Below are 12,580 nucleotides of genomic sequence, written 5' to 3'. Positions count from 1 at the left end.
GCGATGGCACCTAGATGATACCTAAGTAGAGGAGACTTCCCATGGCAGGTCACAGTAAATGGGCCAACATTAAGCACCGTAAAGCGGCTCAAGATGCTAAACGCGGTAAACTCTTTACTAAATTCATTCGCGAGTTAACCGTTGCAGCCCGTGAAGGTGGCTCAGATCCCGACTCCAATCCACGATTACGTGTCGCCATCGATAAAGCCCTTGGTGGCAATATGACCCGAGACACGGTTGAGCGTGCGATTAAACGCGGCGCCGGTGAATTAGAAGGCCAGCAACTCGAAACCATTCTCTATGAAGGTTATGGCCCAGGCGGCACCGCTGTGATGGTTGAAACCATGACGGACAATCGTAATCGTACTGTGAGTGGTGTACGTAATGCGTTTAGTAAATCGGGCGGTAACTTAGGCACGGATGGGTCGGTTTCTTATCTGTTCACTAAGCGTGGGGTGTTATCCTATGCGCCGGGAACTGATGAAGATGCATTGATGGAAGCGGCGCTTGAAGCGGGCGCGGAAGATATTGTCAGCTATGATGATGGTGCGGTGGATGTTTTTACTGATCCCGTTGATTTCTATATGGTGAAAGAGGCGCTCGATAAAGCCCATTTTGTGGCGGATAATGCCGAAATCGCGATGATAGCCTCGACGAAAGCTGAGCTTGATCTAGAAACCGCCGAAAAATTTATGCGCCTTATCGATACCCTTGAAGATCACGATGATGTGCAAGAGGTGTATCATAATGCGGAAATCTCCGATGATGTGATGGCAAGCCTAGGCTAGATTGACTGTGCGCTGAATTGGGGCGTCAATTGATGCCCATTTCAGCTCGCAAATGCTAACGTAGGAACAGGGATGCAAATGTAGATCCCCTATAAGGTATTGAATGGCAATTATTTTAGGTGTTGACCCAGGTTCACGGATCACAGGCTACGGCGTGATCCAATGTCAGGGACGGCATCAGATTTACCTCGGCAGTGGTTGTATTCGCACTTCGTCTGAAGAGCTGCCTGGCAGGCTCAAGCAAATATTTGATGGGATCACTGAGATTATTCGTCAGTATCAACCGGACGAATTTGCGATTGAGCGCGTATTTATGGCAAAAAATGCCGATTCTGCGCTCAAGTTAGGCCAAGCACGCGGCGCGGCCATTGTTGCTGCCACAGTCGCCAATTTACCTGTGGCCGAATACAGTGCGACTCAAATTAAGAGCGCAGTCGTGGGTACGGGGCGAGCGCAGAAAGCCCAAGTACAACACATGATCCAACAACTACTTAAATTACCTGCAGCCCCACAAGCTGACGCCGCAGATGCACTCGGTGTTGCTGTGTGTCATTATCACACCAGCCAGAGTTTAATTGCATTGAGTGGCCGGGCAACGGCAAGAACATACGGACGGTACAGATGATAGGTCGTTTACGGGGCGTGCTCGTTGAGAAACAAGCACCAGAAATTTTGATCGATGTTAATGGTGTTGGTTACGAGTTGCAGATGCCGCTTACTAGCTTTTATGAGCTGCCTGAAGTTAATCATGAAACTATGGTCTACACCCACTTTGTGGTGCGTGAAGATGCACAGCTTCTCTATGGTTTTATCACTAAGCAGGAAAGGGCGTTATTTCGCTTACTGATCAAGACCAATGGTGTCGGCCCCAAGCTCGCACTGACCATTTTATCAGGCATGACAGCCGGAGAATTTGTGGGCTGCGTTGAGCGCGATGACATAGTGACCTTAGTGAAATTACCTGGTGTTGGTAAGAAGACCGCCGAGCGGTTACTGGTAGAAATGCGCGATAAGCTCAAGAGCTTGATGGAAGCCTCAGCAGGCTCAGAGCGTGAGTTCGTGCTGCAATCCAATTACTCACCCGCACCGACAGTCAATAGCGCCGAAGAAGATGCTATTTCAGCTTTAATTTCGCTGGGTTATAAACCACCGCAGGCGAGCAAATCGGTTTCTGCAGCCTACAAAGAGGGCATGGATTCAGAAACTCTGATCAAAGCCGCCCTTAAATCGATGCTTTAATTGAACAATGATGATAATTAAGATGAAAGCTGCGATAAGGAATAACAATGATTGAGGCAGACAGACTCATCCAGCCGCAGATCCAAGCTCAAGATGAATCCATCGACAGGGCGATGCGTCCTAAAATGCTCGATGAATACACGGGTCAAGATGATACTCGGGCACAGCTTAAGGTGTTTATTCAAGCGGCAAAGAATCGTAATGAAGCCTTAGATCATATGTTGATTTACGGTCCGCCGGGATTGGGTAAAACCACCTTAGCCATGATTGTGGCGAACGAGATGGGGGTGAACATTAAATCCACCTCGGGGCCTGTGCTGGAAAAAGCGGGCGATCTCGCCGCACTTTTGACCAATCTCGAATCCGGTGATGTGTTATTCATCGATGAAATCCACCGATTAAGCCCAGTGGTAGAAGAGATTTTGTATCCAGCGATGGAAGATTACCAGCTGGATATCATGATAGGTGAAGGGCCAGCGGCACGTTCTATCAAGCTTGATTTACCGCCGTTCACTCTAGTGGGGGCGACAACACGGGCAGGGGCTTTGACTTCACCACTTCGGGCGCGTTTTGGGATCCCGCTACGGCTTGAATTCTATAACATCAAAGATTTAAGCACCATAGTCACGCGTTCGGCGCAGGTGATGGAACTGGATATTGATGCTGAAGGTGCATTTGAAATCGCACGCCGTTCACGCGGTACACCGCGGATAGCTAACCGATTGCTTCGCCGCGTGCGGGATTACGCGCAGGTGAAGCATGATGGCGCTGTCACTAAGTTTGTTGCCGACCATGCACTAGACTTACTGGATGTCGATAATGAAGGTTTCGATTACATGGACCGCAAGTTACTACTCGCCATTATCGATAAGTTTATGGGTGGCCCAGTTGGACTCGATAACTTAGCCGCAGCCATAGGCGAAGAACGCGAAACCATTGAAGATGTGCTAGAGCCCTTTTTGATCCAGCAAGGTTTTATCCAACGCACGCCCCGCGGCCGTATTGCAACCGCACGGGCATATCAACATTTTGAGTTGATCAAACCCGAGTAAATATCAGTTTGATGATACAGACTATAAGAGGCGACCTAAGTGGTCGCTTTTTTTATAAAGAAAATTTGTCCTTGAATGTGGTCCGTATGAGGTGTAAGTCATTTATTTAGGAATAAGAAATAGTGAGTGTTTAGGGGGATTGGAAGCTAATACTTATATTCAAAATTAATAAGCAAGATCAGTAACAAATAGTCATTTCAAAGGCGTGTAGAATTATTTGCACCTTAATTGTTAAACTATAATTTTAGACGTTGTTAAAATGCATAATTAGCACAATTGATACATAATGCATCTCTGTTTTAATGCAATTTATCTATGTTTATCGGTATTTTAGCGCTTTGGCTATCTGTGGATATTGCTAGATATGCAGATTTAACAATAGTTAATCAATACACTGTTCTTCTAGATAACTTTAATAAGGATTAAAAAGTGTGATCCGCATCACATTTTTTAATGTGCGAAATGTTGCACTTATGTTTCTCATTAACAGGTTTAAAGCCTGCTTAATATCCATCTCGTGGTGATTAACTCTGTATAAGTGTGTTAAATAAGGGTATTAAAAAATAACATTCAAATTAATTAACCAAGTAAATCATAATAATTAACAATATGTTTTTATTGGTTAAAATTTTGAGCATTGACGGAGTTAAAGTGAATCCTCAGTATCAGGTGCAACACTAGTACAGCAATAGCTGTACAAGCTGTAAGCATAAAAATAATAGTAAGATCTAGGGAGCATTCATACATGATCAAAAGAACTAAAGTAGCGTCAGCTATTAACTTAGCTATCGTTGCATCTATCACTACTGGTGCATTTGTTACGTCAAGCGCATTTGCTGCTGAAGAAAAAGCAAAAGTTGAACGTATTGAAGTGACAGGTTCACGCATTCAACGCCAAGATATGGAAACAGCATCTCCTGTGACCGTTATTGATGCTGCTGCGATTAAAGCGGAAGGTTTTACTTCTGTTGACCAAATGCTGCAAGTACAGACTTCGATGGCGGGTGCGGCAATTGGTTCAACAACAAACAACGGTGCTGACGGTGTTGCACAAGTTGATTTACGTGGCATGGGTTCACAACGTACGCTTGTGTTATTAAACGGTCGCCGCATGGTGAACTCTGGTTCCGGTGCTAACAGCTCTGTGGATTTGAACTCTATTCCAGTCGCTATGATTGCACGTGTTGAAATTCTGAAAGACGGCGCTTCAGCTGTTTACGGTTCTGATGCGATTGCTGGTGTAGTGAATATTATTACTAAGAAAGACTTTGAAGGTTTCCAGCTCGATTTTAACGGTAGTGGCACTGACAAGGGTGACGGTAAAAATGGCGACGTAAGTGCACTATACGGTTTCAATACCGATGGTGGTAATTACACCTTTGGTGCTGCTTTTTCTGACCGTCGTGGCGTGATCCAAGGTGACCGTGATTGGACTGAACCTGGTGCAAGTTCATTTATCCCTGAAGGTACTTTAGGCGGCAAGATTAAAGATGCCAATGGCAACTGGGTAGACCGTTCATACGGTTATGATTTTACCCAAGATAGTTACTATCAAACACCAAGTGAACGTCGTAGTTTATTTGCTAACATGACTCAAGAGTTAGGTAATGATGTTGTGTTAACTGCAGATGCTATTTATACCAACCGTCGTTCTAACCAGCAAATGGCTGCTCAACCCGCTGATCTTATGCTAAATGTTTGTGGCGCGGCGGGCGTTCCAGCCGGAGCTCCATGTGTAACGCTTGATAGCGGCATGATCGCAGCAGGTATTAAAGCCGATGATAAGGGTTTAGTTAACTATCGTCGCCGGACTAACGATGTAGGTCCTCGTATTTATACTCAGGATACTGATACTTGGCGTTTATCAGGTGGCTTAGCGGGCACCTTAGATGTTCATACTGGTATGAACTGGGATGTAACCTACACCTATGGTAAAAACCAAGCTAAAACTGCAATAGATAATTCTATCAATGCATCAGATATGCTTGATTCGATCTATGCAAATCCTAATGCATGGTTTAGTGGCACCCCATTAACACAGCAAATGATTAACGAAATCGGTTATTCAGAGCAAGCAAATGGTGGTAATGAGCAACAAACACTTTCTGCTGGTTTAAATGGCGAATTGTTTGATTTAAAAGCAGGTGCCGTTGGTTTTGCGATTGGTGCAGAATACCGTCGTGAAAGTGGTTTTTATAATCCTGATCCTGTAGTTGTTGCTGGTGAAAGTACTGCTGCTCAACAAGACCCTACAGATGGTAACTATAACGTTATTTCTATTTTCCAAGAAGTAAGTGTGCCTTTCACTGAGAAATTAACGGGTGAATTTGCGCTACGTTTAGATGATTACTCTACTTTTGGTAAAGCAACCACTTGGAAGATTGGCTTAACTTATGCAGCAACGGATGAGTTAATGGTTCGTGGTGTAGCGGCTACTGGTTTCCGTGCTCCAAGTGTTGCTGAATTGTATGGTGGTAACTCAGGTTCGTTTGATTATTTAGATGATCCATGGGGCAATGCTCAAGATCCACAAATTTTAGTAAATCGTACATCAGATCCAGATTTAAAACCTGAAGAATCAGAGTCTTATACGGCTGGTTTAGTGTATTCGCCAAGCTATCTTGATGGTATGTCTGTGACTTTGGATTACTGGAGTTTCAAAGTTGATAACGCGATTGCGCGTATGGACACTCAAGCAGGTCTAGATGCATGTCATAGATTCCAAGTAGATGGCGATGCAACAGGTGCAGCATCTTGTGAAATTTTCAATATCGGCGCTAATGGCGATTTAGATAATTTAACGAATGCTTTAACTAACGTGGGTACACAAGACACGAGTGGTGTAGATTTCAACTTAGCCTACAGCTTTGAGCTTATTGGTTTAGATTGGAAACTAAACAATGACACAACTTACTTAGTTAACTTCGAGCAGGATGGTGAAAGCTATACTGGTACTATTGATGGTAACTTTGGTGCTTATGCTCGAGTTCGTAACAACTTTAGCTTGTCAGCAGGTCAAGATGATTGGAGTGTTATGTACTTCAATCGTTATATCGGCGGAATGACAGATCTAGCTCAAGGTACTGATGTAGACTCAATTTTGTACCATAACATTTCTGGTACTTATCATATCAATGATATGACGACTGTCAGTTTAGGCGTTAAGAATTTCACTGATGAAAAACCAGTTACTGTTTCTAACGGTAGCGATGGTGGTACAGTTCCACAAGTATATGACACAGTCGGCCGCGTGATTTACGGTGGTGTAACTGTTAAATTCTAAGCTAAGTTCAGACTCTTAGTTTCTAAAAAGCGCCTTAGGGCGCTTTTTTATTGGGAGTTTACGAGATGATTTTAGAGTCGCTAATCATCAGTTGATTGGTTGTTAATATCGTATTTTGTTCACAGTTTTCAACATCACACTTCTTAACGAATGTAATAGCGCTAGAGTCGTCTCGATTCGCATGGTAATATAAATGATATAGATTCTCGTTTGGGCTTTAAGGATGAGTAAAATACTCTTGGTCGATGATGATCCATTGTTTAGCGTTTGGTTAGCTGATGCCTTATGTACGCAAGGGCATGAGGTTAAGTGTGCGGTTAATGGCATCGAGGGGCTGGCATGCATTGAAAGTTTTGCTCCAGACATCATAGTGCTTGATTTAGTGATGCCACAGATGAATGGGTTTGAGTTGCTAAAAGCGCGTGAATGTTCAACGCCGGTACTGATGATCTCAGCACGTGATAATGAAGATGATCGCATCACTGGTTATGAATTGGGAGCAGATGATTTTCTGAGTAAGCCGTTTAGCATAAAAGAGATTTTTGTCCGCTTACGAGCCTTAGAGCGGCGTCTCTGTGCCGGTCACTCTCACTCGCCGCAAATGGCGACTGTGGCGGCTAAAGTGATTAACTTCGATGAAATGAGTTATAGGATCACTATTGGCACCCGCTATGTCGATTTGACCCAAACCGAGTTTAAATTATTTAAATATCTTTTTGAAAGAAAAGGCCAAGTCATCACTAAGCAAGAGTTGCAGCGCTCAGTGCTACAGAAAGATTTGGGCCGATTTGACCGTAATCTGGACATGCACATTAGTAACACTCGCCGCAAGTTAGCTAACATCAGTTTGCCGCGTAACTTGATTAATACAGTACGAGGCCAAGGTTATAGTTTTATGGTCTAATATCTTCATTAACTTATAGTGAAAGGCTCATTTTTTGTGGATTTTAGGCGTGTTAACTGGTCAATTAAAGGCCGATTGCAAGTGTCTTGACTGAATTTAATGGCTTTCGTTTTCCCCTTGGGATGTTTTGGTTTATTCTATCGGCCATATAATAAAATGTGCCGTGTGCTATCTGTCGCACGCCATTAAATTGCCCTTAGTTTTAACAACCTATTAGGAATCATTATGCGGATCAGTGCCAACTTTGATGGCGGAAATATCCAAGTCGTCAATCTTGATAATAAAGACGATATTCAACTTGCTATCCGCCCTGATGCGGGTGGTGAGTTTTATCAATGGTTCAATTTTCGATTTGAAGGTGAGGTGGGTAACCATTACACCTTGAATATTATCAATGCGGGAACCGCTTCTTATACCAAGGGATGGGAAGATTATCAGGCGGTGGCCAGTTATGATCGCCAGCATTGGTTCCGTATTCCGACTCAATATCAAGACGGTAAACTGAGCATTAGCATAGAGTTAGATTGCGATGCCATTCAAATCGCTTACTTTGCACCCTACAGCTATGAGCGTCATTTAGATTTACTCAGCGGCGCCCAGTTACACCCAGATGTCAATTTAGAGCATTTAGGCCTGACCTTAGATGGCCGCGATATTACTCTGATGAAAGTAGGGAATGGCGATCCTTCTAAACGCAATATTTGGATCACCGCCAGACAACATCCGGGTGAAACGATGGCTGAATGGTTAGTTGAAGGCCTAGTGAATCGTTTACTCGATAATGACTGTCCCACGGCAAAGGCGCTGCTTGATAAGGCCAATTTCTATATAGTGCCCAACATGAATCCCGATGGCAGTGTCAGAGGCCATCTGCGCACTAACGCGATTGGGATTAATCTTAACCGCGAGTGGCAAACACCGAGTTTAGAAAAAAGCCCTGAGGTATATCACGTCGTCAACAAGATGCAGCAAACGGGTGTTGACCTGTTTTATGATGTGCATGGTGATGAAGGCTTACCTTATGTGTTTCTAGCGGGTTGTGAAGGCGTCCCCGCTTATAATGATAAACTCGCGCAGCTGCAAGCGGACTTTAGTCAAGCATTGACCTTAGCCAGTGCCGATTTTCAAACTCAGTATGGGTATGATAAAGATGAGCCCGGTCAAGCGAATCTGACCGTAGCGTCTAATTGGGTTGCCCAGACCTTCAAGTGTTTATCAAATACCCTTGAGATGCCGTTTAAAGACAATAACAATCTGGCCGATCCTTTTGTGGGTTGGTCACCAGAACGCAGTATTTATTTAGGTGAAGCATCGCTAATTGCCATGCTCGCCGTTGTTGATAAGTTACGTTAGGGCGAGGCTGATATGGCATTAATTGAATGTCCGGTGTGTCGTAAACGTATGTCGAGCAAAGCGCCTTCATGCCCCCATTGCCAAGCAAAAACCGATGGCGACAATGAGTCCTTATCGCGCATTAGCCATATTCAAAAGTCCAGCAGCTTAATGAATCAGAGTTTCGTTGCTATGACCTTGTTCATTGCTGGTGTGGTGATTTGGTTTTGGGGTGGGGAACCCGCCGAAGGTATGCGTGCGAATATCGCCGGAATATGCTTTGTGTTTGGTTTTGTAGGTTATCTCATTACACGAGTCAGAATCGTGTTACATAAGCGGAAAAGTGTATGACGGATATCAATCAAGTGATCGACCAAATGCCCGTTGAAGTCTATGAAAGGCTTCGCAGTGCTGCAGAGCTGGGTAAGTGGGAGGATGGTACTATGTTGAGTGAGACTCAGCGTGAATCGACTCTGCAGGTGGTGATGTTGTATCAAGCACGTAAGCTTGAGCAAACAGAGCATTTCACTATTGCATCTGACGGTAAAATTAATGAGCTGTCTAAGGCCGAGCTGAAAAAGCAATTCCGTGGTGAGCCAATTGCCGGCTTTAAAGCGCAGGATTTATAATTTCTGACTGGCCGCACTGATTGGCATGTAAGGGGTGTTTTATTATAGGTATTAGGCGTAAGTCTGAGGTTGGCAAGGGGATTGGCATTTTATCTTTTGTTAGTGATATCAAGACTAACATTGATTTGATATCAAATAACTTCAATGCAAATCTTGGTCCGCAAAAGTCTTAAAATAAATATTCATTTAGTGCTGTTTAGTCTGAGCTGAAATCTAGTCTGAGTTTAAATCAAAAAAGCCCATTAAATATGGGCTTTTTTGTTGCTAGCGTTTGAGGGCAACAAACAGAACAAACAGATTAGAAGACACTATCTTTAATCTATGCTCAGTTCACCGACTAGATTTTGTAACATGGCCGCCTTTATCTCAGCTGGTTGCAAATTTTTAGATAGCAAATAATGCAGTTTTGCTAAGGCCGCTTCTATAGTCATATCGGCGCCACTGATCACGCCTGCTTTGGCTAATGCATTGCCTGTGGCGTAGCCGCCCATATTCACCTTACCTTGGAAACATTGGGTTAGATTCACCAGCACTATGCCACGTTCATCTGCTTGCCTTAAGGTTTTGAGTAAGGCGGCATCCTGCGGTGCGTTACCCACACCAAATGTCAGCAGTATGAGGGCTTTAACTGGCTGTTGCAGAATGTTCTCAAAAATCTGTGTCGATATCCCAGGATACAAGGTCACCACACCGACAGGTTGTGGGCTGATATGAGCGACTTCTAATGGGGTATCGTTGGCTACCGTGATTTTGCCTGCGCGTAGATTGATTTTGATCCCCGCCTCAAGCAGTAGCGGGAAGTTGGGTGAAGCGAAAGCATCGAAACCGTCGGCATGGGCCTTAGTCGAGCGATTGCCCCTAAAGAGTTTGTTATTGAAGAATAAACACACTTCCGCAACTGGATAATTCGCCGCTATGTAGAGTGAATTCAATAAATTGGTTTGGCCGTCTGAGCGTAGCTGGGCGAGGGGGATTTGCGATCCCGTCACTATCACAGGTTTTGACAAGCCTTGCAGCATAAACGACAGCGCCGAAGCCGTGTACGCCATGGTGTCAGTGCCATGGAGGATCACAAAGCCATCGTATTTATCGTAATTAGCTTGTATATCGTCAGCGATCATCTGCCAATCGGTCGGCGCCATATTGGAAGAGTCGATAAGCGGGCAGTATTCGTGGATCACGAATGTCGGCATTTCTTCATGGTAAAACTCAGGCATAGATTGCACGCACTGAGTCAGGAATCCTGCCACAGGGACGAAGCCGTTATCGGTCTTTTGCATACCGATGGTGCCGCCAGTATAGGCAACATAAATGGAGCGTTTAGTCATTCTTGTCGTTTTCTTAGCTTCAAGTGGCCGAATTATACGATTTAACTGACATAAACCCAATAAAAAAGCCCGGAGATCCGGGCTTTGTCTTTATCATCATCTTGAAGTTGCGAGCAGCAACCTAGACGCTGGCAGATTTAGTTCATCATATTGCAACTATCACAGTAGATGTAGACGTTATTTGGATCATCAAAAGAGGTTAACGTTTTCAAGCTGCTGGTCAATTGCGCTAGCATTTGCTCTAACATCGATGATTGGCTCAGTGAGGCGGGCAGGTAGCTCGATACTGAGGCAAACATCTGCTGCATGAATTTTTGTTCGGGTGTCAGCTCTTGCTCGATGACGCGGGTATCAAATAGCGTCATATCCGCGAGTTTAGCGGCTTTAGCAATCGCCTCATCTAAATCACCCAGTTCATCGACTAAGCCAAGCTCAAGAGCCTTTTTACCGCTCCACACACGGCCTTGAGCAATCTTATCGACTTCTTCTATGGTCATCTTACGTTCTTTGGCGACCAGGGAGATAAAGTCTGAATAGCCGCGTTCAATATGACGTTGGATAATCGCTTCAATCTGAGGGGAAAGTGTGCGGGTAATAGATAATCCTGCCCATTCTGAGGTCGATACACCATCGGTATGCACGCCTATACTGGCCAATGAATCTTCAAAGGTAGTGATCATGCCAAAGATCCCAATCGAACCCGTGAGCGTCGTTGGCGTTGCGAAGATATAGTCGGCACTGGCTGAAATCCAGTAACCACCGGATGCGGCTAAACTGCCCATGCTCACAACCACGGGTTTACCCGCTGCTTTAAGTGCCAGTAATTCTTGACGAATTTGCTCAGAGGCAAAGGCGCTACCGCCAGGGCTATCAACACGTAATACTAAGGCTTTAATGTGCTTATCAAAACGTGCCTTACGTAGCAGTTCGGCGGTGCTTTCGCCGCCAATTTGGCCCGCAGGTTGAGTGCCGTTCAAAATTGTGCCACTTGCCACAATAATACCAACACTGTCTTGCTCTACAAAGCTGGGTAATGGCGTCACTAAGGTTAAGTAATCATAAAAACTGACTTGCTTGAAACTGTCACCACTGCTGGCTTTTCCTACGGTTTCTAGCATGGTTTTACGAAAATCTTCTGTGGTCGCTAGGTTATCAACCCATTTCATGTTGATTGCCATTGTGGCTGAATCGCCATTGGCTTTATCGAGCTCTGCCAAATAAGTGGTTGCGTCGGGCACCAGAGAATTCGGTTCGATATTACGATTGCCTGCGACAGTTTGTGTGTAGCTTTGCCATACATCGGCTAACAGTGCACTACTGGCTTCCCGCGCAGCATCTGACATATTGTCACGTATGTAGGGTTCAACTGCAGATTTAAAGGTCCCCACGCGGAAAATATGCGCTTTGACTTTGAGTTTTTCTAAGGCCGATTTGAAATATTGGTTGTACATACTCAGGCCATCAAGCGAGACACCGCCTTGGGGATTGAGGTAAATGGTGTCGGCAAAACTGGCGAGGAAATATTGATTTTGCTCGTAGTAGTTGCCGATGGCGATGACTTTTTTACCGCTCTCTTTAAAGCGATTGAGTGCATTTCCGATAGATTGTAGTTTGCTGATCCCTGCACGTTTAAGATCGACCAGATCGAGCACTAGTACGCTAATACGTTGATCTTGCGCTGCATTGTCAATGACATAAAGCACATCGGCGAGTAGGATTTCACCATCGGCGTTGGCATTTTGGCCTTGTTTGAATGCGGCTTCTAAGGGATCGACTTGTTGTTTCTGATCGACAATAGAGCCGGCTAAATTAAGCACCAGTGCCGAATTATCTTCAACTTGGATATCTTCGCTACTGCCAATGGAGATAATGATCGCGGCTAAGAGTCCAAAAAAGATTAGATTGAGGATGAGTTTACGCGTCCCGTTCAGGGTGTGCCAAATAAACAAACATATTCTCTTGAAAAACGATGGGTTAGCGGACATCTGCCACTCCTTTATAAGTCCAATCTGCCAATGCTAACTG

The 12,580-nt window shown here is 44.6% G+C and carries 11 protein-coding genes; 9 read left to right on the top strand and 2 right to left on the bottom strand.

The annotated features are described in order from the left end of the window. The first annotated feature begins 41 nt into the window (after positions 1-41). The 9 genes from L5M37_RS04325 to L5M37_RS04285 all read left to right on the top strand — a co-directional run bounded on the left by L5M37_RS04325 (position 42) and on the right by L5M37_RS04285 (position 9,227). Positions 42-788, top strand: coding sequence for a YebC/PmpR family DNA-binding transcriptional regulator (locus L5M37_RS04325; protein WP_263199527.1), 747 nt, complete (start codon positions 42-44; stop codon positions 786-788). Positions 789-891: 103 nt separating this feature from the next. After that, the gene (ruvC, locus tag L5M37_RS04320; protein ID WP_006081743.1) at positions 892-1,413 is read left to right on the top strand and encodes a crossover junction endodeoxyribonuclease RuvC; all 522 of its coding nucleotides are present in this window, start codon (positions 892-894) and stop codon (positions 1,411-1,413) included. After that, positions 1,410-2,027: a Holliday junction branch migration protein RuvA gene (gene ruvA / locus L5M37_RS04315; RefSeq protein WP_006081742.1), complete on the top strand. Its 618-nt coding sequence runs from the start codon at positions 1,410-1,412 to the stop codon at positions 2,025-2,027. The genes ruvC and ruvA overlap by 4 nt, the downstream gene beginning before the upstream one ends. Positions 2,028-2,074: 47 nt before the next feature. Next, positions 2,075-3,079 (top strand): Holliday junction branch migration DNA helicase RuvB, encoded by a 1,005-nt coding sequence (gene ruvB, locus L5M37_RS04310; RefSeq protein ID WP_028759854.1) that lies wholly within the window; start codon positions 2,075-2,077, stop codon positions 3,077-3,079. Between the two features lie 745 nt (positions 3,080-3,824). Next, positions 3,825-6,362, top strand: coding sequence for a TonB-dependent receptor plug domain-containing protein (locus tag L5M37_RS04305; RefSeq protein WP_263199526.1), 2,538 nt, complete (start codon positions 3,825-3,827; stop codon positions 6,360-6,362). A 223-nt stretch (positions 6,363-6,585) separates the two neighbouring features. Next, on the top strand, positions 6,586-7,266 hold the full coding sequence (locus L5M37_RS04300) for a response regulator transcription factor (protein ID WP_028759856.1): 681 nt from the start codon (positions 6,586-6,588) through the stop codon (positions 7,264-7,266). 225 nt (positions 7,267-7,491) lie between these two features. Then, positions 7,492-8,619 carry a M14-type cytosolic carboxypeptidase gene (locus tag L5M37_RS04295; protein WP_105252564.1) on the top strand — a complete coding sequence of 376 codons (1,128 nt, stop codon included), beginning with the start codon at positions 7,492-7,494 and terminating at the stop codon, positions 8,617-8,619. Positions 8,620-8,631: 12 nt separating this feature from the next. Then, positions 8,632-8,949 (top strand): hypothetical protein, encoded by a 318-nt coding sequence (locus L5M37_RS04290; RefSeq protein WP_028759858.1) that lies wholly within the window; start codon positions 8,632-8,634, stop codon positions 8,947-8,949. Further along, positions 8,946-9,227: a YeaC family protein gene (locus L5M37_RS04285; protein ID WP_263199524.1), complete on the top strand. Its 282-nt coding sequence runs from the start codon at positions 8,946-8,948 to the stop codon at positions 9,225-9,227. Before L5M37_RS04290 ends, L5M37_RS04285 begins: the two co-directional genes overlap by 4 nt. 314 nt (positions 9,228-9,541) lie before the next feature. Here the strand turns inward: L5M37_RS04285 and ansA are convergent, their stop codons facing one another. Together ansA and sppA are read right to left on the bottom strand one after the other, a co-directional pair. Further along, positions 9,542-10,555 (bottom strand): asparaginase, encoded by a 1,014-nt coding sequence (gene ansA, locus L5M37_RS04280; protein ID WP_006086774.1) that lies wholly within the window; start codon positions 10,553-10,555, stop codon positions 9,542-9,544. Positions 10,556-10,692: 137 nt separating this feature from the next. Continuing rightward, positions 10,693-12,540 (bottom strand): signal peptide peptidase SppA, encoded by a 1,848-nt coding sequence (sppA, locus tag L5M37_RS04275; RefSeq protein WP_263199522.1) that lies wholly within the window; start codon positions 12,538-12,540, stop codon positions 10,693-10,695. Positions 12,541-12,580 lie beyond the last annotated feature (40 nt).

This window comes from Shewanella sp. SM69 (assembly GCF_025653985.1).
Taxonomy (GTDB): Bacteria; Pseudomonadota; Gammaproteobacteria; order Enterobacterales; family Shewanellaceae; genus Shewanella; species Shewanella oncorhynchi.
Note: the sequence above shows the minus strand (reverse complement) of the source record. Positions and strands in the feature narration are given on the sequence as shown.